Origin of the sequence: Nocardia sp. NPDC056564, from assembly GCF_042793755.1 — a bacterium.
In the GTDB taxonomy this organism is placed as follows: Bacteria; Actinomycetota; Actinomycetes; order Mycobacteriales; family Mycobacteriaceae; genus Nocardia.
This window is the reverse complement of record NZ_JBHTUR010000006.1, coordinates 193473-216039: the sequence shown is the minus strand read 5'-3', so window position 1 is coordinate 216039 and position 22567 is coordinate 193473. Positions and strand designations below refer to the sequence as shown.

Below are 22567 nucleotides of genomic sequence, written 5' to 3'. Positions count from 1 at the left end.
CGGTCGCCACACGTGCGACCGGTACTCGGCACGTTCATCACGGCTGCCGCAGGCGGCAGCACGCCCTAGGTAATAGGTAGGAATTACCGACGCGAGTACGTCGGCGTCGGCACGAAACTCATCGGCAGGGGAAAGCGATCGGCGACTTATCTCGAACGGCCGGACCGCGTCTACCCGGATTATCGAAACCGCAACTCCGACAACGTGATCTGAGGTTCGCCATGGAACAGAACAGCACCACCCCGGCCAGCACGGCGCGCGCCGACCAGCGACTGGTAGCCGACTGGCTGACGCTGTGGAACGGCGACTACGCGGCGGTCGGCGATATCGTCGCGCCGGACTTCGGCGTGCACGCTTCGATACTGGACGGCGGCGACGGGAGCGCGGTGCGCGGGCCGGACGGTCTGGTCGGGTGGATCGCGCAGATCCGCGCGGCGTTCACCGAGCTGGTGTTCACCGTGGAGGTCGGCCCCATCATCGATCGCGACCAGCTCGCGCTCCGCTGGATCGCCGTCGGCACCTACGGCGGCGGGTTCCCCGGCGCGAGCGCCCCGGTGGGCACCGCGATCCGGTTCACCGGAACGGACATTCTGCGCGTCGAGCAGGGCCTGATCGTCGACTACTGGGTCAATTCGGACACGCACGTGCTGCTCGCGGCGCTCGGCGTTCAGCTCTAACCGGCTCGAAGGAGAAACCACATGTTCACCAGCACACCGCGGCGTGCAGCAACCGACCACGCTGGGTATCCCGCCGCTCGGTCCGTCATCCTCTCGGCCTGGGCGGTGCCGGTCCTGATCATCGGCCAGTTCGCCATGGTGGCGGTGGTCCCGGTGGCGATCGCGCTGATCGGCACGCTGCGGGACGCGCGGCTGCGCGCACTGCGCTGGTTCGCCGCCGCGTTGGCCGCGACTTACGCTGTCCCCCTTGCTATCTGGCGGCTTCGCCCGGATCCCGCGCCGAGCCTGTCGAAGGACATCGATCCGATCCTCGCCGCACTCGTCGTGGTCGCCGCCGTCGTCCTCGCGGTCGCGCACCATCTGCTGCGCAGGCGCTACGGGACGGACGACAGCACGGACGCCGGACCGGGCCGGAGTGAGACGAACACCTCCGGCGCGACGGCCGAGGAATCCGGACATCCGCTCGAAGGCCCTGGTCATCGGGCGATTCCTGGCACTTGATGGCACACCGTGAGCCACCGGATGGTCACCGGCGGTTTAACGGTGTGGCCGGAATCCGCTGTACGGTCGGGCATGACCTCCGAAGTGATCGCCAAGGCGAATTACCCAGGCGGAACTGCAGTTGCCCGGCGGTCGAACGCCGACCGCGTACGGGCATCGATTGTGCTGCTGTTGTCTGCGATACCGTCTGCGGCGTTGATGACGGTATTGCTGGTCGGGCTCGGCCGCGCGCTCGGCGTCGGCGTTCCCGGTGCGTTGCCCGCGGCGTGGTTCGTGGTGTGTTTCGGGTGGAGTGTGGTGTGTTTCCGGAGTCCGCCGCGACGCTGGCTGCCGCGGATATTCCGGGTGCGGCAGCCGACCGATGACGAGCAGGCCACGCTGAGTTCCGCGTGGGAGAAGGTCGCGCACAAGGGCGGGGTTTCCGCGGCGTCGTACACGCTGTGGGTGCAGGAGGCCGACCGGCAGTTCGTGGTGCCGAGCCGGATGATCACCCTGCCGCCCGAAGCGCCGCGGCGGCTGCGTCCGCGCGAGGTGGAGGCGGCGCTCGCGCATCAGCTCGCACAGCGGGTTCAGGGGCGGGCGGCATTCTGGCAGTTGACTTTCCGGCACTACAACCTGCCGGTGGTGTGGATCGAACGGGCCCTGCTGTCGGGTCTGGGCCTGGTCGCGGTCGGCGACGCGATCGCACGCCGGATGCCCGAGCGGAGTTCTCGGCTTTTCCGAGTCGGATGGACCGTGTTCAGCCGGATACTCGTCGCCTGCCCGACGCTCGCGGCGGCCACGGTGATCATCGGCCTCGCGCCGACCCTGCTGTTGCGCTCGCTCCCCGAGATCGCCGCGCTGGCGGCGCGACCGTTCGTCGCCCGCAGCGAATACCGCGCCGACCAGATCGTGGTCGATCTCGGCTATGGCCCCGAGCTCGGCGGCATTCTCCAACGCGCGGACGCCCCGCACCCCGCGCGCACCCGATTGAATCCCCTGTCGGTCTCGCTGTTCGCGTGGAAGACACCGCCGGACAAACGAATCCGGCGAATCCGCGACCGGCTCGACGAATTGGCACGACGCTGGAGCCGGCCCTCCGCCTGACCGCCCCGATGCCGAGTCCCGCACCAGATCGCCGAAACGGCGAATGGTCAGCAAATACCGCATAGCATGGGTGCTGCGATTCCGTGAGACCAGCCGGTCGGGGTGACCGGGGACCGATCCATACCGGACGATCAGGTGGTCGCAGATGATGGGACTGGAACGGTCGTCGCGCTGGCTGATCCTGGTCACGGTATGCCTGGCGGTGCTGGTGATCGGGATCGACAACACCATCGTCAATATCGCGTTGCCGGAGCTCGGCATTCAACTCGGCGCTACCACGACGGCATTGCAATGGGTGGTCGACGCGTATGTGCTCGCGTTCGCGGGGCTGCTTCTGGTCGGTGGCTATCTCGCGGATCGGTACGGGCATCGGCGGGTGATGGTGATCGGACTGGCCGGCTTCGCCGTCTCGTCGGCGGCGGCCTCGACCTGCACCGGAATCGGACCGTTGATCGGCTGGCAGGCGGCGATGGGGGTCACGGCGGCGCTGATCTATCCGACCACCTTGGCGGTGATCGCGGCGGTGTTCACCGACCGCGGCGAAAAGGCACTGGCCATCGGAATCTGGTCCGGGGTCTCCGGGGTCTCGATCGCGCTCGGGCCGCTGATCGGCGGGTTGTTGCTCGCGCACTTCTGGTGGGGCTCGGTATTCCTGGTCACGGTGCCGGTCGCGGCCGTCGCGATCGTCGCCGCGTTGATCGTCGTGCCGGAATGGCGGACGCCGCGACCCGGCCGGTTCGATGTGCTCGGCGCGCTGACGGCCGCGAGTGGGCTGACCGTGTTCGTCTGGGCCATTATCGAGGCGCCGGAACACGGGTGGACCAGCCGGACGACGGTCGGCGCATTCCTGACCGCGGCTGTGCTGCTGGCGGTGTTCTACGGCTGGGAACGGCGCAATCCCGCACCGCTGCTGGATGTTTCGCTCTTCGGCAATCCGCGCTTCGCCGTGGCGTGCGGCGCCATCGCCACCGCGTTCTTCGGACTGGTCGGGCTGGTCTTCATGATCATGTTCTTCTTCCAGATCGTGCGCGGCTACGGCACCCTGCGCACCGGGGTGGCGACGTTGCCGTTCGCCCTCTGCGTCGCGGTCGTCTCGCCGGTCGCGCTCGTGCTCACCCGGCGGATCGGGAACAAGATCGTGGTGGCCTCGGGGTTGGCCTGCATGTGCGCCGGTTTCCTCATCACCACCGTAATCTCGGTCGACGCACCGTATTTCGGGCCGATCGTGCTGGCGATGTCGATCGTCGCGGTCGGTCTGGCGCTCACCACCGGGCCGGCGACGGACGCGTTGATCAGCACGGTGCCGCCGGACAAGGCGGGGGTCGGGTCGGCGGTCAACGACACCACGCGGGAGGTCGGTGTGGCGCTGGGCGTCGCGGTGATGGGGTCGGTGTTGAGCTCGATCTTTCGCCGGCGCATCGCGGAGCAGTGGCATGATCTCGGCATCTCGCCGCGGCTCGCCGAGCACGGCAAGGGCTCGGTGATCTCCGCGCTCGAGGTCGCGACGCGGTTGCCCGATCCGCTTGGCGCGCAGGCGATCCGGGCCACCGAACGCGCGTTCACCGACGGCATGCACGCCGGCGCGTGGACCGCCGCCGCGATCACCGCGCTCGGCGCGGTCTGCGCGGCGATCTGGTTGCCGCACCGCGATTCGCCCGCTCCCGACGCCGGACGGGTTCGGGTCGGCGGCGTGCGCGACCGGCCGGCGGGGGAACCCGGCTAGAGCTGTTCGCCCTGCTCGCGCCTGCGGTCCAGGTCGCGCTGCCTGGCCGCCTCCTGTCGCCGAGCTTCCGCACGCTGTTGTTCGGCCCGCTCGCGGAGGCCGCGGAGGAACTCCGCGTCGGCCTCCGGGTCCTGGGCGACGTAGCGGCCTGGTCGGTCGTACTCGGAATAGCTGGTGGTCGAGCGCGGGCCGGTCTCGTTGAGCGGGCGACCCGCGATCAACCAGAGCAGCGCGCCGATGGTCGGCAGCAGGATGACGATGATCAGCCAGCCCAGCTTCGGCAGATGCCGAATCCCTGCCTCAGGACAGGTGATGATGTCGATCAAACAGTAGATCCACAACGCAAGCGTCAGCAGACCCACAACCGCGTATGGCACGAAACCCTCCTCGTACGCCGGCCACCGACCTGTCCGTGCGGCGATTCGCGGCGAATCTCCCCCAACCGGCCCAGGCATGCCCGCCCGTAACTGGCACAAAATGAACGTTCAGCGGCCCCGATCAACCCCCGCGGCCGCACCCTCGGCCCATACCCTATCCGACCGGCGCACCGCACGCGACGGCCGCGTCGTGTCCACCTGCGCCGGTCGCGGGGCGAGGCTCAGCGGCGCACCTGACCCCACGTGGTGCGGGTGACAGCGAAGGCGATGCAGAGGGTCAGGGCGAGCAGGGCGGCGCCGCCGTCGGTGATGAGCGAGGGAAGGGTGCCGGGCCAGCCGAACTCGGCGCGGGCGGCGGTGAACATCTCCGGAGGGACGGCCTTCAGGCCGGCTGCCTGGGTGCCGTTCACGGCGAGCACGAGCCAGAACAGCCAGGTTGCGGGGCCGCGGCGCAGGGCCAGGATGCCGATGGCGTTTCCGATGAGGTAGACGCACCCGACCAGGCGGAAGACAACGAGGAATCCTTCCGCGCCGGCCGGATCGGCGTCGGCCAGGATCATCATGTGGGTCAGCGTGTCACGGTTGACGATCACGAATGCGTGCAGCGCGGTGCCGATGGTGAACACTATCGAGGCCGAACCGGCCAGCAGCAGAAGCACATTCGTCCATCTGCCCGGCACGGTGCGCGCCCGCTTATCGGTGGTCGACAACATCGGATCCCTCCCCGAATCAGCTGATCGATCGATCCTGATCCGGTTCGGCGAAAACGAGTATCGGGGTGATCCCCCAACTCTGCCCTGAATTCCCTCGGCCAGGCCGGATGGCCACGGAGTTTGACCGTGTCGTAGCGGCATGGTCTTGACTGGTGAGGCGTCGGCATGGCCGTGTCGGCGGATCCGAGCCAGGGAGGTTGTCGTGGCGTGGAGTACTCGTCAGGTCGCCGAGCTCGCGGGGACGAGCCTGCGCGCGGTACGGCACTATCACGACGTGGGGCTGCTGGCCGAACCGGAGCGAAAGGCCAACGGCTACAAGAGCTATGGCGTCACCCACCTGGTGCGGCTGTTGCGCATCAAACGCCTGCGGGATCTCGGCTTCTCGCTCACCCGGATCGCGGAGATGGGTGCGGAGGACGCGCATCCGGAACCCGAGTTGCGCGCGCTGGACCTGGAGATGGCCGCGAGCATCGAACGGCTGCAACGGATTCGGAGCGAACTCGGGTTGCTCATGCGCGAGCCCACGCCGACCGATCTGCCGCGTGAGCTGGCCGCCGCCGCGACGGCGGCGGAAATCCCGGACGCCGACCGGGCGCTCCTCGTCGTGCTCGCCCGCGTGCTCGGCCCCTCGACGCTGCGCATGTACGCCGAGACGCTGGAGGCCTACTACGCCGACCCCGGCGTGCTCGAGCTGGACCGGCTGCCGCCCGACGCCGATCAACAGACCCGCGGCGAGCTGGCCGAGCGGCTGGCACCCGCGTTTCGAACGCTGCTCGACGGCCACCCCCGGCTGCGCGCGCCGATCACCGACGCCCCGCACGGCACGCACTTCGCCGGCCGGACGATCAGCGCCGCCATCGCGGACCTGTACAACCCCGCGCAGATCGACGTCATCCGCCGGATGGAGAAACTCGTGGTCGCGCCGCCCAGCGCGTGACCGCTACCGCGACTGCGGCACACCGACCCCACCCGGCAGCCTTTGCCGCGCCGCCGAGGTGTAGTCGGCCTGGACCTTGTAGTACCGCTCGGCCGGACCGTAGGCGGCGTAGAACGCGAATCCGCGCGGTCCGGGCCCGGCGAACGGCGCGCCAGCGACGAAGCGGGTCAACACCGGATCCATCGAGGGAAAGCTCTCCGCGGTGTAGCGGGCGGGAAAGCAGATCCGCCGCACGTTCGGCGCGGTCCAGTCGAAGGTCGCGTACACCGTGTAGGGCAGGCCCACCGCGGCCAGCTCGGCCTCGTCGGCGGCGACGAAATCGAGCTCGCGCAGGATCGTGGCGATGTCGGCCGCGGTGAGCTGCCCTGGCGCCAGGATCTGGGAGTACAGATTCAGCGTGCGGTTGACGAAATCGACTGCCATCAGCGCGATGTGGCCGCCGCCCCAGCGCGTGAGCGAACGGGCGTGCGCCAGCGCAGCGGCAGGCATGCCAGGGAAACCCACGATGCGGTCCACGCTGATCAGATCCGGGAAGGCGGTCCAGATCTTCTGCACGCCACGATCGACGGCGAGATCGATGCCCCAGTCCACCGGAATCTCGGCCGACACCCGGGCCAGCAGTTCCTCCATCGGGTGCCCGACGAACTCGAGCAATCCGGCCGCGCGCAGCTTGCCGACCGGATCGGCCGCCGTCGGCAGATTCATGAACCGCGCACTGACCTGCCGAACCGGCACCGGATGCGTCGTGGTGCGCACGGCCAGCCAGGCGTCCGCCCACCCGTCACCCAGCGCGTCCAGCACCGCGTCGACAACCACGGGGTCATAACGGGTTTCGGCCAAGCGCGCGAACTCACGCATATCCCGTCGGAAGATCTCTGCGGTGACACCGGATGCGCGCATGGAACCATCACCTCGATTGCGACGGCAGGACAGATGCGGGGCGCATTCACGATAGCGCTCGCGCCGCCCGGAGGAGGCCGGACCGGCAATCAGCCGCGATGACCGTGCGCGGTACCGGCTTTCGCCGCCGAACCCGTTACGGGAACTGCGCGGTCGAGATCACGCCTTCGACGCCGACCGGCTCCGGCGAGCGCGTGGGCAACACCGGTCGCGCGTTGTCGCTGTAGCGCCGCTTGACCATCGCCGCGGCCTGCTCCGGGGTTTCCGGGCGCCACGGCCGGGTCGACAGCTTCTCCAGCACGCAGATCAGCAGCATCTGCCGGGTGCGGGTGACCGGATGGCAGTTCATCCCCGCCTGGCCGAAGCCCTCCCCGGCCGCGACCTGTTCCTCGACCGGAACCGTTTCGGTGAGCACCCAGTACAACTCGGGTCCGAGCAGAACCGACTCGCCATTGCTGTCGTTGAACCAGCGGACCGAGTATTCGATCAGCAGTTCCGCGATCGGCCCGCTCTGGCGCAGGGCGTCGACGAAACGCGGCAGTCCCCCGCTGCCCTCGGTGTTGCGTTGGATGAGGGTCGCGATTCGGTCCGCGACCTCACGTAGCTGTGTGATGTCCTGGTCCGGCCACTGCGGCAAAGTCATCAATTCTCCTAACACGTGCGATGGCGATTTTCGCCGGCTCGGCCCATTCCCCGTCACCCGGAAAGAATTCAGCATCCATGCGCCGGTTGTCAATGGCGCATCAATAGCAGACGGGTATCACAAAATCGAGGATCCGCTGCCGTGCCGGATCACAGCCAAATCACGTCGGCGCCTGGATATTTCCCAACATTTTCACTGAAGCTACGGCACATTCCGGCCACCCGGTATGCCGCTACCGGCGGTCGGCGAGCGCGGCGACGGCTGTTCGCGCGCGCTCGGCCGCATGCTTTTCGTTCGCGTAGAGCAGGCCGTAGGTGAATCCGTTCTCGCCCTGCGCCGTGCCTGCCGCGGTCGCGGTTCGCCAGAGGAAATCGGCCGAGACGACACCGTCGTTGTGGTCGCCGAGCACCCGCTGAAGCCGCTCGTAGTACTTGATGTTCGACTTCGCCTCCGCCCGCTTGCGCACCGGTTTGTGCAGCTCGGCGGCGTAGCGGGCGCGTTTGGCCGCTTTGCGCGCACGGTGCAGGGACGCGTCGCGCCGGGTGCGCATCGCCTCGGCCAGCCGCTTGTCGGCCTTGCGTGCGGCACGCCGGGCGCGCCGCACGAGTTCGCGCCCGCGCGGCCGAATGGTGGTCGGCGGCTCCGACTTCCACGAGCGCAGCACGGCGAGCAAAGCCAGGTAGCGCGGCGAGTCCATGGCCTGGGCCAGCGCGGCGCGGGCCGCCAGCTGTCGTTCGAGCAGCGTCGTCTCGATGCGCGCGGCCACCGGGCCGAGCACGAGTTCCGGCGGCAGCTCACCGACCTTGCCGGCCAGGCGGCGGCGCTGCACCTGACAGTCACGGACCTCGCCGAGCAGCCCCGCGTACCACTTCAGCTCGTCCGCGATGCCCTCGATCGCGGCGCGATCCAGCAGCGGGCCGAAGACCCGCAGCGTGCTGCGTAGCCGCCGGGTCGCGACGCGAGTGTCGTGAATCGGGTCCGCGCCGCGGCGCAGCGCCACATCACCGGCGAAGATCGTGTTGATCTGCGCGGTCAGGTAGTCGTGGATCGCGCGCTCGGCCGACGTTTCCTCGACCTGCCCGCCCGGCCCGACGTCGTCGATCGGCGGCAGCGTGAATGCCTGGTCGACCTCCCATTTCGTTTCACGTTCCGCTACATCCTTCATCCATATAGCCTTCCCGGCGCGGCGCAGCCGAAACAGCGCCGCCGGGTCAACGGGCGTCGGCGAGGACCTGCTCGGCGATCTTGTCGTCGGATGCGACGCGCACCAAGGCGGCGGCCAGTTCGGCGGCGCGATTGTCCGGCACCAAGCCGAGCAGGCGGTGCGCATCGGTCGGCAGGTGGACCCGTTCGGCGCCCCGGCAGGCGCGTTCGTCGAAATACGGTCGCGCCCAGGTCCATACGCTCTGCACCTCGCGCAGGAATATGTCGCTGCCGGTGGGGCCGATCCCCTGGAATTCACGCAGCAGCGACGCCGCGCGCCGACGATCCTTTTCCGCCGCCGCGGCGAGGTTGCGCAGGTCGCCGTCGTATTTGTCGAGAACGAGAGAGGCATTCGCGCCGAGCCTGGTCGCCGCGCTTTCGTCGTAGCGTTTGTAGTGCGCGCGGCCGAGCGCGTCGACGAGTTCCTGCCATTCCGCGTCGGCGACCCGCTGCGGGGTGCGATATCCGCTGCCGATCAGCTCTCTGGTCGCGGCGATGGCGAGATCCGAGGTGATGCGGGTGCTCAGCAATTCGGTGAGCATGAGCAGTTGGAACAGCGGCGCGGGCCGGTCGGCGAGGGTGATGCCCGCCTCGGCCGCGTAGCTGGTGCCCGCCCGGTCGAGCAGTGCGTGCACGATATCGCGCTGGCTCATCGTGTCCTCCTTACTTGCTCGGAATCCCCTCGCTGCCAACGAAACTGGCCTCCTCCGGGCTGACCAGCCCGAGCAGCGCGAGCGGACGCGGCGTCACCGCGGTGGTGGCGTAGGTCAGGGAGATCGCCCAGCGGTTGACCCCGCGCGGCACCGCGTAGGTGTGATAGGCGCGGGTCACGAGCTTGGCCAGCCGTCCGGATAGGTGCACGCCCAACGGGTTCGCGACGGCGAAGCCGGGGCCGAGGTCCACCACGAGCCCCAGGTCGCGATGCTTGTACGGGGCGGCGTGGCCGATCCCCAAACCGGCGGCGACATTGCGCGCCAGCGCCTTTCCCTGGCGGGTCGCGTGCTGTGCGGTCGGCGGGGTGATCTTGCCCGGCGCCGCGAGATCCGGCACGGCCGCCGCGTCGCCGCCCGCGAAGACGTCGGGGTGACCGGGCACGCCGAGGCACGAGTCGACCACCAAACGCCCCCGTTCCAGCGGCAGGCCGAGCGTTTCCAGCAGCGGCGCGCCGGTCACGCCGGTAACCCAGGCGACGGTGTAGGCCGGGACGACGGTGTCGTCGGTGAGCACGACCTGACGGTCGGTCATCTCCTTCAGCGAGGTCTGCAGCCGGATGTCGATTCCACGCCCGCGCAACACATTCAGGGCCTTGTCGCCGAGCTTCGCCCCGACCTCCGGCATCACCCGATCGGCCATATCCAGCAGCAGGAAACGGATTTCGGCCGGGTCGAAGCCGCGGCGGCGCGCGTAGGCGTCGGCCAGGGCGCGCAGCTGTGCGATCAATTCGGTTCCGGCATAGGACGCGCCGACCACCACGACGGTGCGGCGTGCGCTGCGCACGTCGGGATCGTCCTCGTGGTCGGCCAATTCGAGCTGGCGCAGCAACTGCTCGCGCAGGTACAGCGCCTCGGCGACCGTCTTCAGGCCGCGTCCGTGCTCGGCCAGGCCCGGCACATCGAACAGGCGGGTCACCGAGCCGGGGGTGAGTACGAGCCGATCCCACGACAGTTCCTGCGGCGGGCGGTACTCACTGGTCACCGTGATCGTCTTCTGTTGCAGGTCAACCGATTCCGCCTGCGCGACGACCAAACGCACCCGCGGCAACGCGTCGGCCAGCGAGATGACGACGAATCTCGGGTCGATCAATCCGCCTGCCACGTCCGGCAGCAGCGGCGTGTACAGCATGTAGTCGGTGGGCGTCACGAGGACCACCTCGACGTCGCGGTCGGCCTTGGCGAGCAGGCGACACAGTTTTCGAGCGCAGGTGAAGCCGGCGAATCCGCTGCCGACGATCACGACCCGCTCCGGGCTCTGCTGGTTGTCTGCCGGCACGCCGGCACCTCCTTGCGTCGGTCCGGTGGACGTACGGTCAGGCGTCGGGGCGCGCGATATCGCCGCGCCACGCGCCGGTTTCGTGGTGCCTGCTCTCGATGAACTGCTTGAAGCGCTGCATATCGCCGTGCACGCGGTGCTTCAGCACACCGAGGACGTCGGCGGCGGTTTCCACGAAACCTTCTGGGTCGACCTCCATTTGGGCCGTGATCCGGGTGTGCGTGTCATCGAGGCGGTGGAAGGTGATGACGCCCGCGTGCTGCGGGCCGTTGTCGGATTTCCAGGCGACCCGCTCGTCCGGGTGCTGCTCGGTGATGGTCGCGTCGAATTCGCGGGTCACGGGACCGACGTGGATCTTCCAGTGGGTGTGCCGGTCGTCGAGTTGACGCACCGCCTCGACGCCCTCCATGAATTCGGGGAACGACTCGAATTGCGTCCACTGGTTGTAGGCGGTCCGGACCGGTACCTCGACGTCCACGGTGGCGGCCAACGTGCTGCTCATGGATAACCTCATTTCCTGGCTCGGCCCTGCGGCCGACCGGGGTCGAGCCCTGCGACGGTCGCGCGCGGCGACTCGGTGAATGGTCTACTTCTTCTTCTTGGCGTCCAGCGCCTTGGCCAGCTGGCTCTTGGTCATCTTCGAACGGCCCTCGATGCCGCGCTGGCGGGCCTCGTTGTAGAGCTGGTCGCGGGTGGGGCCGGTCGGGGCGTTGCGCTGATGGGCGCGCAGCCCGGCGCGCCGCTGCGGCGTCATGTCCTGCACCGACGTCCGGCTGGCCGTCTTGGTCTGACCTGCCTGCGCGCGAATCTTGTTGACCGTGCGCGCCGCGATCTCCTCGGCCTCCCGGGTGCTGTTGCCCTGGGCCTTCTCGGAATCGCGGATGTGTTCGTACTGACGTTCCTGCTTGGCGGTCCATTCCTTCGGCATGATCACACCTCCTGCCCGCCGGATAACCCGCTGGCCCGGCGGTAAACCGACGCGGGCCGTGCGGGTGTCCGGTCGGCTATTGGTCGTGCTGGTAGCCGGCTTGTTTCGCCTCGTCGATCTTGGCCTCGGCGCGCGCTTTCTCCGCCGCGGCTTCCTTTTGCGCGGCTTCGCGTTCGGATTCGGCCTTGTCCTGCTGTGCTTGTCCCTCGCCTTTGAGGTTCTCGTCTCCAGTGACGACGCCAGCAGCCTCCTTCGCCTTACCCTTTACGTCTTCGACCACACCTTCGATGCCCTCGCGGGGTCCGCTTTCATGCTCCGACACCACAACCTCCGACACAATCCGATAAATGGTTGACACGAGGCGCTTACCCGCCGCCGCCGGAGCTAATCCGCTAGTTGACGGCGGCGACGATGCGTCGGCGGCCGTATTGCCAGATCGCCTCGACGGTCCGGAATCCGGCCGCGCGCAATAGGTTCAGATGCTGATCGAAGGTCACGCCGTTGTCGGCCGGATGCTCCCAGCGGCGATGGTCGCGCTCGGCGACGGCGGCGGACAGTTCCGGTTCGGCGGTGATCGCCGCCCACCATTCGACCCAGCCCTCGCGATCGCCGACGCCTTCGCGTTCGACCTGACGGGTTCCGAGCACCTCGTGCAGACGGTCGATATCCGTTGCCTGCGTGGCCATGTCGTCGCCGTTGAGCAGAATTCCGCCAGGGCGCAACAGCTTTGCGGACTCGGCGTAGAACGCGGCGAGCTGGTCCCGGTCGAGCCAGTGCAGCGCGGTGGTGCTGACGATCGCGTCGACCGGCTCGGCGGGCAGCTCGGCGGTCCAGGCCGGGTCGGCCAGGTTGCGGTCGACAAGTTCGAATCCGTATGCGGTACGCGCCAATTCGAGCAGGACCGGGTCGGCGTCGACACCGATCACCCGGGCCCGCGGCAGCCGTTCGCGGATGCGGGCGCCGAGCGAACCGGGCCCGCAGGCGATGTCGAGCACGAGCGGATCCGGCCGCCCGGCATTGGCGGCTACCGCGTCGGCGATGACCGCGAACATGGTCTCGCGATCGGGCAGGTACCCCTCTTGCTGGCGATCCCAGCGGTCGATCCAGGACTTGGCGAGGGTGGGTGTGAGCGACATAGCAACTCCCGTTACTGTCATAATCTTCAACGACAGTAACGACAATATCGAAGGTGAGGTGACTGATCAAGTGCATTTAGACAGTCACACGTTGGCCGTTGTCCGGGACGGGGTCGAGCTGGTGAACGTCACCGTGCCCGGCGAACGCCGCGGCAGGCCGTATCCCCCGGCGGCCGACGAGGCCGAGCTGCTCGAACGGTTGAACAGCGTGGTGGCGGCGTACGGCTACCTCGTCCAGCCCGGCGACACCGACGGCATGACCCGTGCGGCCGGGCAGTTGCGCGCGGTGTTCGACGCGGTCGCCGACGACGACATGGATCGGGCCGCGGCGCAGGTCAACGCGATGATCACCGAATACGGCGCCAGGCCGACGCTGATCCGGCACGGCACCCGCCCCTGGCACCTGCACTTCCACGCACCCGACGCCGCGCTGGTCGACGGCATCGCCGCCGCGTCCGCGGTCGGCCTCGCGTTCGTGCTCGGCAGCGAGCACGCCGACCGGATCGGCGTCTGCTCGGCCGGCAACTGCGACCGCGTCTACCTGGACACCTCACGCAACGGGACCAAGCGTTTTTGCAGCACCGCGTGCCAAAACCGGTCGAAGACAGCGGCATTCCGCGCTCGCCGCGCCTCGGGCGGCTGAGCCCGCCGACGCGCGGCCGCCCGTTTCGATCCGGGTGACCGTAATACTGGCCAGGCCCGATCCGGGATGGTTTCGTCGGACGAGACCATCAGGCTGGAGCGAAAGGCCCGGATATGTCCGTCGATCACCTGCCGGAGACCGATACCGCCGTGCGGGTGGTCAAGCTCGGCGCGCACATCGGCGCGCGGATCGAGGGCGTCCGGCTGGGCGCCGACCTGGACGCGGCGACCGTCGCGACCATCCGCGCGGCGCTGCACGAGCACAAGGTGATCTTCTTCCGCGGCCAGCGCCAGCTGACCGAGGACGGGCAGTACGAGTTCGCGGAGCTGCTCGGCACCCCGACCAGCCCGCATCCGACGCTCACCTCGGCGGGGGTGAAGAGCCTGGCCATCGACTCGAAGCACGGTCGTTCCAATGTGTGGCACACCGATGTCACGTTCGTCGACCGGGTGCCGAAGGCGTCGATCCTGCGCGCGGTCGCGCTGCCCAGCTACGGCGGCTCGACCACCTGGGCCTCGACCGTCGCCGCGTACAACGCACTGCCGGAACCGCTGAAGGTGCTGGCCGAGAGCCTGCGCGCGCGGCACACCAATCAGTACGACTACGCCGCCGAGACCGAGGCGGGCCTGGACGAGAACGGCAAGGCCTACCGTCGCGAGTTCGAGTCCACCTACTTCGAGACCGAGCACCCCGTGGTGCACGTGCACCCGGAGACCGGCGAACGCGCCCTGCTGCTCGGCTGCTTCGTGAAGCAGATCGTCGGCCTGTCGACCAGCGAATCGCACGCGCTGTTCCGGCTGTTCCAGGACCGGGTGACCCGCCTGGAGCACACCACCCGCTGGGACTGGTCGCTGGGCGACGTCGCGATCTGGGACAACCACGCCACCCAGCACTACGCCATCGACGACTACGACGGCAGCGAACACCGCAGGCTGACCCGCATCACCCTGGCCGGGAACATCCCGGTCGGCGTCGACGGCTCGCCGAGCACGGTGATCGCCGGCCATGCCGAGTACTACTCGGCCATCGATCTGAAAGGGGCAGCATAACTCCCGTCGTCGGATCTCCCGACGTCGCGAAACCATGTGCCGTTACCCCGATTCGATGCCGCGAACCCATTGTGAGTTGCTCCGCACCATATTGTTTGACCGCCCGTAGCGCGGGGAATATACGCGCCGGATCGGCAATCCGGTGATTTACCCGCCGCGCGTCATCCAGAGCCGAACGCGCGATGTCGATTACTCTTTGACGGCTCGCGCCCGGTGACTACGCACAAAACAGGTAACGACTTCACCTGACGATGGGAATCGCGTGAATCTATGGAATTACGTCCGGGGACGGGGTGAATTCCTGACGTTCCTCACGTATCAGCATGCCTCCCTGGCGTTTCAAACGGTGCTGGTCGGGACGGTGATCGCGGTCCTCGTCGCGGTGGCGGTCTATCGGCTCCCGCTGTTGTCCTCGCTCACTCTGACCTCCAGCCGGGTCGCGCTGACCATTCCCTCGCTCGCCCTGCTCGCGCTGCTGCTGGTCCCGTTCGGACTCGGCGTGGTGCCGTCATTCATCATGCTGGCGTTCTTCGCCGCGTTGCCGGTGATCGGCAATGCCATCGTCGGCCTGCGGTCGGTGCCTGCCTCGGTGATCGAATCCGCGCGCGGCATCGGGTTCTCCCGCTGGCGCATTCTGCTGACCGTCGAATTGCCCATCGCCTGGCCGGTGATTCTCACCGGCATCCGGGTGTCCACCCAGATGATCGTCGGCGTCGCCGCGATCGTCGCCTACGTCCTCGGCCCCGGCCTCGGCTCACTGATCTTCAACGGGCTGTCCCGCCTCGGCGGCGCGAACGCCATCGAAATGGCCCTGACCGGCACCATCCTCATCGTCCTCATCGCGTTGGTGTTCGACGCGCTCCTCGTCCTACTCGGACGCCTCACGATCGCAAAGGGACTGTCATGACTGACGTGACCAGCCAGCCCGCTCCGGCGGCGGAGCGCAATGTTACCGGCGCGGCGATCAAGCTCGACGGGGTCGTCAAGCGGTACCGGGGGCAGGACAGGGCGGCGGTCGAGCGGTTGGACCTGGAGATCGACGCGGGCGAGATCGTCGCGTTCGTCGGGCCGTCCGGCTGCGGCAAGACGACCACGCTGAAGATGATCAACCGGCTGATCGAGCCGTCCGAGGGGCGGATCTTCATCGGCGGCCGCGATGTCACCCGCGAGGACCCGGACAAGCTGCGGCAGTCGATCGGTTATGTCATCCAGTCCGGGGGCCTGTTCCCGCACTGGACGGTAGCCAAGAATGTCGGCGCCATCCCCCGGGTGCTCGGGTGGGACAAGCAGCGGATCGCCGAGCGCACCGAGTACCTGCTCGATCTGGTCGGGCTCGATCCGGGCACGTTCGCCGGTCGGCTGCCCAAGGACATGTCCGGCGGCCAGCAGCAGCGGGTCGGTGTCGCGCGGGCGCTGGCCGCCGATCCGCCGGTGCTGCTGATGGACGAACCGTTCGGCGCGGTCGACCCGATCACCCGGGTTCGCCTGCAGGACAGCCTGATCGCGATCCAGCACGAGCTCGGCAAGACCATCGTGGTGGTCACGCACGACTTCGAGGAGGCCACCAAGCTCGGCGACAAGGTGCTCATCCTGTCCGAGGGCGGGCACATCGAGCAGTACGCGCGACCGGAGGAGATCCTCACCGATCCGGCCACGCCGTTCGTGGAGGAGTTCGTCGGGTCCGGCGCGAAGCTGGCCTACCTGACCGTGCAGCGGGTGCGCGATGTCGACTACGACAAGGTGATCACGGCCCAGGTCGGCGAGTCCGCGCCGGCGGTGATCGCCAGGGCGAAGGCGGCCGGGCACACCTGGGTCGTGGTGGTCGACGACGCGGGACGGCCGCGATCGTGGCCGTCGCTGACCGAGGTGGCGACCAAACCGGAGGTCTCGGACTTCCTCGATCGGCGGTTGCCGGTGGTCGCGCGGTCCTCGACGCTGAACGACGCGCTGGACGCGATGCTCGCCGCGAGCCAGGGCGCGGCCCTGGTCACCGACGGGCGCGGCGCGGTGGTCGGCTCGCTCAGCATCGGCTCGGTGACCGAGACGATCCAGGCCAAGCTCGCCGAGGTGCGCTCGGCGGAGGCCGACCTGTCCTACGAAACCTACGTCGACGGAACGGATCCGGCGCCGACCCCGGTGGTGGCGGCCGACGAGGAGCCCGGATCGGCCGAGCCGTCATGAGCCGCCGCGTTCCGATCGACGTGTGGTTCGAACCGATCATCATCGCGGTCATCGGCATCGGGTATGTGCTCTGGTATCGGTCGACGACGTTCACGCCGACCGAACAGGCGTCGCTCGGCTGGGACAACTTGCAGACCACGATCCTCGCGCACATCAAGCTGACCGTGGTGGCCACGCTGATCGTGGTCGTCGTCGCGATCCCGCTGGGCATCGCGCTGACCCGGCCCGCGCTGAAACGGCTCGAACCGATCGCGGTGAACGTCGCCAATATCGGTCAGGCCGCGCCCGCGGTCGGCCTGCTGGTCTTGTTCACCTTCTGGCTGGGCACCGGATTCCGCACGGCGATCGTGGGTCTGGTGGTGTACGCGATCCTGCCGATCCTGCAGAACACGATCGTCGGGCTGCGGCAGGTGGATCACCGGACCATCGAGGCGTCGCGCGGAATCGGCTATTCGGGCAGCCGCACGCTGTTCCAGGTGGAATTGCCGCTGGCGGTGCCGGTGATTCTGAACGGTGTGCGGACGGCGCTGGTGATCCTGGTCGGGACGGCGACGCTGAGCACGTTCATCGGCGCGACCAGTCTCGGCACGCTCATCACCACCGGGGTCACGCTGTTCTTGCCGAAACTGCTGATCTCCGGGGCGATTCTGGTCGGGTTGCTCGCGTTGATCATCGATTGGCTCGGCCGGCTGGTGGAACTCGCCGCGACCCCGCGGGGGATCTCATGAAATCGACACGCGCCGTGCTGCTTTACACGCTGCTCGTGACGATGCTGGCCGGGTGCGGGCTGGTCAGCTCGTCCGGGACCTTCCACGAGGCTCACCTCCCCGGCGGTGATCAGCCGCTCGACGGGGCGAAACTGGTCGTGACCTCGAAGAGCTTCACCGAGGGCGTGCTGCTGGGCAAGATCACCGCGACCTATCTGGCGGCGGCGGGCGCCGAGGTGAAAGACCTCACGGGCGCACCGGGTTCGGCCTCCTCGCGCCAAGCCCAGCTCAACGGCGACGCCGATATCCTGTGGGAGTACACCGGCACCGGGTGGGTCAACTACCACAACGAGACCGAGACGATCGCGGACCCGAAGGAACTCTGGCAGCGCGTGAACGCGGTCGAGAAACGCGATCACGATCTGGAGTGGCTGCCGCCGGCGAACTTCAACGACACCTACGCATTCGCCACGTCGACGCCGAATGCCGAACGGTTGCGGGTGAAGTCGCTCTCGGACGTGGCGAAGCTGCCGGTGCCCGATCGGACCTTCTGCGTCGACGACGAATTCTTCAGTCGCTCCGATGGTTTCATTCCGATGCTACAGAAATACGGTGTGCCCTATAACGATCCGAATGGCGTCCCGTCGGGGAACGTCACCCGGATGGACGCCGGGGTCGTCTACACCGCGACGGCCAAGGGCGCGCCGTGCAATTTCGGCATGGTGTACACCACCGACGGGCGGGTCAAGAACCTGAATCTCGTTGTCCTCGATGATGACAAGAAGTTCTTCCTGCCCTACAGCGGCACCGCCGTGGTGCGCGGCGCGATCCTCGATCGGTACCCGCAGCTGCGGCCCCTGCTCGGGACCATCTCCGAGCATCTCACCGATCAGCTGATGCAGGAGCTCAACGGTCGCGTCGACATCGACGGCGAGGATCCGGCCGATGTGGCCTATGACTGGTTGAAGCGGGAAAAGCTGATCGCCTGAGCGGGTGTCAGGGTTGTCCCGGAGGCGAATACCGGCCTCCGGGGTGACGACCGGGCCCGCCGGTGCCGCCTACTGTGCCCGCATGACACTTGGGCGGCACACAGATCTGCCGACGCAGGCCGCGGATCGGCGTCGGACGGCGCGGCGCGGGGTGGGCGTCTTCCTGGTCGGGTTGGTCGTATTGTCCGCGCCCGCCATGATTTACGCGGTGATCGCGCGGAACGAGATCGCGATCCTGTTGCTGATGTGGGCGCCCGGCGTGGCCGGGCTGATCAGCAGGCTGGTCTTGCGGGAAGGCTTCGGCGATATCTCGCTGCGCCTCGGTGGCAGGCGCACCTGGTGGGCGTTGCTGATCGGGCTCGGCTATCCGGTGGCCGTCGCGGCAGCCGCCTACGGCGCGGGCTGGGCGAGCGGGCTGGCCGATTACACCTCCCCCGCGGGCGCCGCCACCGGCTGGATCGCCTTCGGCGGCGAACTCCTCGTCGGCCTCGGGCTGGGCACGGCGATCGGGATGGTGTTCGCGCTGGGCGAGGAACTCGGCTGGCGCGGGTATCTGCTCACCCGGCTGATCGACGCGGGCGTGCCGCAGCCGATCATGGTCAGCGGATTGATCTGGGCCGCTTGGCATCTGCCGTTGATCCTCGGTGGCAGCTACCTCACCGGCAACGGCGGATCGGTGCCGGTGATCGCCGCGCTCTTCGTGGCTCAGGTGACGGTGGTGTCGTACGTGTTCGCCCGGCTCCGGCTCGACACCGGCAGCATCTGGCCTGCCGTCGTGCTGCACGCCTCCTGGAACAGCGTGATCCAGAGCGTGTTCGACCCGCACACGTCCGGATCGCGGGCCTGGCTGTGGCTCGGCGAGCAGGGCGTGCTGACGCTGGTCGCCAATCTGGTCGGCGTCGTGCTCGTCTACCGGCTGTCGGGCAGATACCTGCGGCGACCGCCGGAGTGAGACCGCCCGTCGACGACGATCAGTTCGACGCGGGATCCGCGGCCGGGCTCAGCAGCACCAGCGGGATCTCGCGCGTGGTCTTCTCCTGGTAACCGGCGTACACCTTCTGCGCGGCGGTCACCCGCGGCCACAGCGCCGCCCGCTCCGCGGCGTCGGCGACCTTGGCGATCATCGGCACGCGCGGTCCGCTGCGCACCGAGACCAGGACGTTCGGGTTGTCCCGCAGGTTCAGGAACCAGGCCGGATGCGTCGGATCCCCGCCGCGGGAGGCCACCACGACGTAGGTGTCGCCGTCGACGATCGGCGCGGTGAGCATCACCGCGTGCTGACGTCCCGACTTGCGGCCGGTGGTCACGAGCTCGACCGACGGCATCCCGCCGAAGTCGTTGCCCAGCTTCCCGCAGCTGACCTTCAGCAGCACCCGGTGTGCCGTATTCATTGTCTTGAGAGCGAAATTCGATGGCATGAGGTTCCTCACCACGCTGAACGCGACCGAGCTCGGACGTTGCCCAGACTACCGGTACCGGATACCTGCGCAATAGCCCGGATCGGAGGCATTCCCGGTGCCGCGGCTACGGGGTCTTGCTACCGGAGGACTGTACGGTGGCGTGCGCGGCCAGTCCGTCCGCCATGCGCTGCATGGTGCGACGCATGACCGTGCGCATCAGCCAGCCCAATCCCCAACGGGCGGTGTAGGTTCCGTACCAGTGAATGGTGGTGCCGCCGTTCGCCGCCGGCACCAGGTCGACGACGGCCTGGTAGTCCCGGATGGCCCAGTTGAACTCGTCCTCATAGGTGAGGCGTTTCTCCTCGTCGAGGCCGATCAGCCGCTCGGCGGTCACGATTCGCCCGGTGCGGAACGCGCGGACCGTGCCGACCCGATCGCGGCCGTCGGGATCGAGGCCGCTGGAGCGCTCGGTGTCGAGCGCGTCGACGGTCGACCAGTCGGGCCAGGTGCGGGCGTCGATGAGCAGGCGCCAGATGTCGGCCGACGAGGCGGCCGAGGTCGCGGTCACGTCATAGCACTGCATGGCGGGAGATCCTTTCGTTCACTGCCTGCACCGGTCCCGGGCGCGAGAATTGCTGCGCCGCTTCGAAACTAGACAGGCGGCGAGCCGGAGACCAGGTGCGGGATTGCCGGACATCGATCAGTTCCTGCTGCGATAGACCGATGGCCGGACGCCGACGTGCCGCAGAAACGTCGTGGACAGCGCGCCGGGACTGGCGAAACCGCAACGGGCGGCGATCTGTTCGACGGTGAGCGTGGTGCCGGACAGCAACCGCCGCGCGTGCTCGATGCGCAGCCGGGTGAGGTAGCGGTGCGGCGTCTCGCCGGTCGCGGCCCGGAAGACCCGGATGAAGTGGAACACGCTCAGGTGCAGTTCGGCGGCGATGTCGGACAGCGTCAGCGGTTCCGCCAGCCGGTCGCGCATGATGGCGGTGGCGGCCCGGACCGCGGCATGCTCGGGACCGGCAAGGCGGTCCGGCTTACCCTCGGTGAGCAGGTGCGCGACCAGGAACGTCGCGGCGCTCTCGGCATAGAGATCGTTCTCCGGTTCGACGCCGGGCAGCGCGCGCACCAGCTGTTCGGCGAGCGCGTCGCCGGTCCGCAACCTGGCCGCCAGCGCCTCGAAGTCCGGACGCGGGCGGCCCGCCTGCGCCGCGACCCGATCAACGGTGGCCGACGGAATGTGCACCTGGACGGTGCGCAATGCGGACGCCCCGCGATAGCCGACCACGCTCGCCCGGCCGGGCACCATGAGTTCCAGCGTGCCAGGGACCCAGCGGCGCACCGAGTTCTCGTCCGCGCGGGTCCGCATGACCGCATCGCCCGCGACGCACAGCACGAGGTGCAGGTCGGCCACTGCGGGCAACGCGATGTGCTCGGCCTCGGTGGCGTGGTCGAAGGTCTGCACGAGCAGCGACCGCCAGCTGGCGTCGTGCCAGCTGCAATACGTGCGCCGGACCTGCGCGGGCAGGTCGGCGAAGTCCGCGTACGGTGCCAGATCGAAGGTTTGCGAGTCGAACACCACACCAGCGTAGGACGATGGGATGACTCCTACTGGACCTTGACCAGCTTCATCGTGCCCGCGCCGTCGGCGCCGGAGAGGTAGTCGATCAGCACGCGATCGCCCGCCTTCAACGGAATGTCGCTGTCCACCACCGGATCTCGTGCGACAACTTCCTCGCAGTCCTCGGTGATCAGGACCCCGAAGCCCTCGTACCTACCGGCGTACCACCTGTCGACGACCGCCCACATCCGTCAGCTCCCGCCTGTTGTTTGTGCCGTACGCCAAACTGTAGCCGCAGGTCAGGGCAATTCCAGGAGATTTGCCGGTGCGTGTCCGGCGGCGCAATCAGGTCGTTGTCTCCGCCGACCAGCTGGCCGACCGGCGAGCCGCGGTAATTGCCTGCGCCGCAAGAACGGTCGCGGTGGCGGCCATGGGCCGGTCAGAGAAGTAGGTCGACCCGGCGCGCGGTGCGGACGAATCCGATGTTCTCGTACAGCTGCGCGGCGCGGTTTCCGGCCGTGGCCGCCAGCCCGAGAGCAGGCAACCCCGCCGCCGCGGACGACCACAGGACGTGGCGAAGCAGAAGGGCGCCGACGCCGCGGTAGGCGGGCGCGGGATCACGGAACACCTCCGAGATCCACGGGCCTTCCGCCGGCGGGCTGCCGGGACGGTCCTGGACGAGTACCGCGGCGATACCTACGCCGCGGTCGCTATCGATCAGCACCGCGCTGGCGGGCAGCAGCGGGCCCATCAGGGTGCCCGACATCAGCGCTCGCAGCTCGTCGAACATGCCCGTGCGGTGGTCCGGGTGACCCGGCGGGTATGCGGCGGCATGGGTGGCGCGCAACAGCTCCGGGTCGATGGCACCGGCGGGGCGCGGAGACAGGTTCCGCGGAAATCGAATTCGCGCGAGTGGACGCGCGGGCTCGCGCAGTCCGAAGGTGTAGGTGTCGTACGCGTGCCGCACCCTCGCGCCGCGCTCGACCAGGTGCGCGCTCAGCGATGCCTCCGCCGTCGCGCCCCAACCCGCCAGATCCGCCATGATGCGGGCCGCCGCATCGGCGGGCGACGCCCCCTCGGCGAGGCACAGATCGTCCGCCCAGCGGAGATCCCGCCTGCTCTTCTCCCGGTAGTAGGCGAGCGGATATCCGCCACTGCCTCGCACCACCTCAGCGTCCATCGTCGATCCGATCTCCCATTTGCCCGTTTTCCGTAGCGAGA

At 68.4% G+C, this 22567-nt stretch carries 28 protein-coding genes; 12 read left to right on the top strand and 16 right to left on the bottom strand.

All coding sequences use genetic code 11. The features are described from left to right. The first annotated feature begins 221 nt into the window (after positions 1 to 221). The 4 genes from ACFQ9K_RS18085 (at position 222) to ACFQ9K_RS18070 (ending at position 3987) form a co-directional block, all read left to right on the top strand. Positions 222 to 677: an ester cyclase gene (locus ACFQ9K_RS18085; RefSeq protein WP_378715509.1), complete on the top strand. Its 456-nt coding sequence runs from the start codon at positions 222 to 224 to the stop codon at positions 675 to 677. Between the two features lie 21 nt (positions 678 to 698). After that, complete coding sequence (locus tag ACFQ9K_RS18080) at positions 699 to 1178, top strand: hypothetical protein (RefSeq protein ID WP_378715512.1); 480 nt, start codon at positions 699 to 701, stop codon at positions 1176 to 1178. A gap of 9 nt (positions 1179 to 1187) precedes the next feature. Then, positions 1188 to 2264: a hypothetical protein gene (locus ACFQ9K_RS18075; RefSeq protein WP_378983365.1), complete on the top strand. Its 1077-nt coding sequence runs from the start codon at positions 1188 to 1190 to the stop codon at positions 2262 to 2264. A 145-nt stretch (positions 2265 to 2409) separates the two neighbouring features. Beyond that, positions 2410 to 3987 (top strand): MFS transporter, encoded by a 1578-nt coding sequence (locus tag ACFQ9K_RS18070; protein ID WP_378715518.1) that lies wholly within the window; start codon positions 2410 to 2412, stop codon positions 3985 to 3987. Here the strand turns inward: ACFQ9K_RS18070 and ACFQ9K_RS18065 are convergent. Both ACFQ9K_RS18065 and ACFQ9K_RS18060 read right to left on the bottom strand, forming a co-directional pair. After that, positions 3984 to 4364 carry a PLDc N-terminal domain-containing protein gene (locus tag ACFQ9K_RS18065; RefSeq protein ID WP_378715521.1) on the bottom strand — a complete coding sequence of 127 codons (381 nt, stop codon included), beginning with the start codon at positions 4362 to 4364 and terminating at the stop codon, positions 3984 to 3986. The genes ACFQ9K_RS18070 and ACFQ9K_RS18065 overlap by 4 nt on opposite strands. A gap of 221 nt (positions 4365 to 4585) precedes the next feature. Continuing rightward, a complete protein-coding gene (locus ACFQ9K_RS18060; protein WP_378715524.1) occupies positions 4586 to 5077 on the bottom strand; it encodes a hypothetical protein in 492 nt (163 codons plus the stop codon). Between the two features lie 202 nt (positions 5078 to 5279). Between ACFQ9K_RS18060 and ACFQ9K_RS18055 the strand changes: the two genes are divergently transcribed. Next, the gene (locus ACFQ9K_RS18055) at positions 5280 to 6014 is read left to right on the top strand and encodes a MerR family transcriptional regulator (protein WP_378715527.1); all 735 of its coding nucleotides are present in this window, start codon (positions 5280 to 5282) and stop codon (positions 6012 to 6014) included. A 3-nt stretch (positions 6015 to 6017) separates the two neighbouring features. Here the strand turns inward: ACFQ9K_RS18055 and ACFQ9K_RS18050 are convergent, their stop codons facing one another. The 9 genes from ACFQ9K_RS18050 to ACFQ9K_RS18010 all read right to left on the bottom strand — a co-directional run bounded on the left by ACFQ9K_RS18050 (position 6018) and on the right by ACFQ9K_RS18010 (position 12813). Further along, positions 6018 to 6914, bottom strand: coding sequence for an aromatic prenyltransferase (locus ACFQ9K_RS18050; protein ID WP_378715529.1), 897 nt, complete (start codon positions 6912 to 6914; stop codon positions 6018 to 6020). A 136-nt stretch (positions 6915 to 7050) separates the two neighbouring features. Continuing rightward, the gene (locus tag ACFQ9K_RS18045; protein WP_378715531.1) at positions 7051 to 7557 is read right to left on the bottom strand and encodes a hypothetical protein; all 507 of its coding nucleotides are present in this window, start codon (positions 7555 to 7557) and stop codon (positions 7051 to 7053) included. Between the two features lie 232 nt (positions 7558 to 7789). Next, on the bottom strand, positions 7790 to 8722 hold the full coding sequence (locus ACFQ9K_RS18040) for a CHAD domain-containing protein (protein ID WP_378715533.1): 933 nt from the start codon (positions 8720 to 8722) through the stop codon (positions 7790 to 7792). Between the two features lie 46 nt (positions 8723 to 8768). Further along, the gene (locus tag ACFQ9K_RS18035) at positions 8769 to 9413 is read right to left on the bottom strand and encodes an endonuclease (RefSeq protein ID WP_378715535.1); all 645 of its coding nucleotides are present in this window, start codon (positions 9411 to 9413) and stop codon (positions 8769 to 8771) included. A 10-nt stretch (positions 9414 to 9423) separates the two neighbouring features. After that, positions 9424 to 10749 carry an NAD(P)/FAD-dependent oxidoreductase gene (locus ACFQ9K_RS18030; RefSeq protein ID WP_378715540.1) on the bottom strand — a complete coding sequence of 442 codons (1326 nt, stop codon included), beginning with the start codon at positions 10747 to 10749 and terminating at the stop codon, positions 9424 to 9426. Positions 10750 to 10786: 37 nt separating this feature from the next. Then, entirely contained in the window at positions 10787 to 11251 is a 465-nt protein-coding gene (locus tag ACFQ9K_RS18025; protein WP_378715543.1) for an SRPBCC family protein, read from the bottom strand. An 84-nt stretch (positions 11252 to 11335) separates the two neighbouring features. Continuing rightward, positions 11336 to 11677 carry a plasmid stabilization protein gene (locus ACFQ9K_RS18020; protein ID WP_378715546.1) on the bottom strand — a complete coding sequence of 114 codons (342 nt, stop codon included), beginning with the start codon at positions 11675 to 11677 and terminating at the stop codon, positions 11336 to 11338. Between the two features lie 76 nt (positions 11678 to 11753). After that, positions 11754 to 11999: a CsbD family protein gene (locus ACFQ9K_RS18015; RefSeq protein ID WP_378715549.1), complete on the bottom strand. Its 246-nt coding sequence runs from the start codon at positions 11997 to 11999 to the stop codon at positions 11754 to 11756. Between the two features lie 70 nt (positions 12000 to 12069). Beyond that, on the bottom strand, positions 12070 to 12813 hold the full coding sequence (locus ACFQ9K_RS18010; RefSeq protein WP_378715551.1) for a class I SAM-dependent methyltransferase: 744 nt from the start codon (positions 12811 to 12813) through the stop codon (positions 12070 to 12072). A gap of 70 nt (positions 12814 to 12883) precedes the next feature. Here ACFQ9K_RS18010 and ACFQ9K_RS18005 point away from each other — a divergent pair, with 70 nt between their 5' ends. The 7 genes from ACFQ9K_RS18005 (at position 12884) to ACFQ9K_RS17975 (ending at position 19334) form a co-directional block, all read left to right on the top strand. After that, positions 12884 to 13456 carry a CGNR zinc finger domain-containing protein gene (locus tag ACFQ9K_RS18005; RefSeq protein ID WP_378715553.1) on the top strand — a complete coding sequence of 191 codons (573 nt, stop codon included), beginning with the start codon at positions 12884 to 12886 and terminating at the stop codon, positions 13454 to 13456. A 113-nt stretch (positions 13457 to 13569) separates the two neighbouring features. Further along, positions 13570 to 14505 carry a TauD/TfdA dioxygenase family protein gene (locus ACFQ9K_RS18000; protein WP_378715555.1) on the top strand — a complete coding sequence of 312 codons (936 nt, stop codon included), beginning with the start codon at positions 13570 to 13572 and terminating at the stop codon, positions 14503 to 14505. A 262-nt stretch (positions 14506 to 14767) separates the two neighbouring features. Next, on the top strand, positions 14768 to 15412 hold the full coding sequence (locus ACFQ9K_RS17995; protein WP_150401229.1) for an ABC transporter permease: 645 nt from the start codon (positions 14768 to 14770) through the stop codon (positions 15410 to 15412). After that, positions 15409 to 16686 (top strand): ATP-binding cassette domain-containing protein, encoded by a 1278-nt coding sequence (locus tag ACFQ9K_RS17990; RefSeq protein WP_378715558.1) that lies wholly within the window; start codon positions 15409 to 15411, stop codon positions 16684 to 16686. The genes ACFQ9K_RS17995 and ACFQ9K_RS17990 overlap by 4 nt, the downstream gene beginning before the upstream one ends. After that, a complete protein-coding gene (locus ACFQ9K_RS17985; RefSeq protein ID WP_378715561.1) occupies positions 16683 to 17414 on the top strand; it encodes an ABC transporter permease in 732 nt (243 codons plus the stop codon). Before ACFQ9K_RS17990 ends, ACFQ9K_RS17985 begins: the two co-directional genes overlap by 4 nt. After that, positions 17411 to 18382, top strand: coding sequence for a glycine betaine ABC transporter substrate-binding protein (locus ACFQ9K_RS17980; protein WP_378715563.1), 972 nt, complete (start codon positions 17411 to 17413; stop codon positions 18380 to 18382). The genes ACFQ9K_RS17985 and ACFQ9K_RS17980 overlap by 4 nt, the downstream gene beginning before the upstream one ends. Before the next feature lie 82 nt (positions 18383 to 18464). After that, a complete protein-coding gene (locus ACFQ9K_RS17975) occupies positions 18465 to 19334 on the top strand; it encodes a CPBP family intramembrane glutamic endopeptidase (protein WP_378715566.1) in 870 nt (289 codons plus the stop codon). A gap of 19 nt (positions 19335 to 19353) precedes the next feature. Here ACFQ9K_RS17975 and ACFQ9K_RS17970 read toward each other — a convergent pair whose 3' ends face one another. The 5 genes from ACFQ9K_RS17970 to ACFQ9K_RS17950 all read right to left on the bottom strand — a co-directional run bounded on the left by ACFQ9K_RS17970 (position 19354) and on the right by ACFQ9K_RS17950 (position 22526). After that, a complete protein-coding gene (locus tag ACFQ9K_RS17970; RefSeq protein WP_378715569.1) occupies positions 19354 to 19800 on the bottom strand; it encodes a nitroreductase/quinone reductase family protein in 447 nt (148 codons plus the stop codon). 106 nt (positions 19801 to 19906) lie between these two features. Next, the gene (locus tag ACFQ9K_RS17965) at positions 19907 to 20365 is read right to left on the bottom strand and encodes an SRPBCC family protein (protein WP_378715572.1); all 459 of its coding nucleotides are present in this window, start codon (positions 20363 to 20365) and stop codon (positions 19907 to 19909) included. 117 nt (positions 20366 to 20482) lie between these two features. Beyond that, the gene (locus ACFQ9K_RS17960) at positions 20483 to 21364 is read right to left on the bottom strand and encodes a helix-turn-helix domain-containing protein (protein WP_378715575.1); all 882 of its coding nucleotides are present in this window, start codon (positions 21362 to 21364) and stop codon (positions 20483 to 20485) included. A gap of 29 nt (positions 21365 to 21393) precedes the next feature. Next, positions 21394 to 21594, bottom strand: coding sequence for a hypothetical protein (locus tag ACFQ9K_RS17955; protein ID WP_378715578.1), 201 nt, complete (start codon positions 21592 to 21594; stop codon positions 21394 to 21396). 191 nt (positions 21595 to 21785) lie between these two features. Then, positions 21786 to 22526, bottom strand: a complete 741-nt coding sequence (locus ACFQ9K_RS17950; protein WP_378715580.1) for a GNAT family N-acetyltransferase — start codon at positions 22524 to 22526, stop codon at positions 21786 to 21788. Positions 22527 to 22567: the final 41 nt, after the last annotated feature.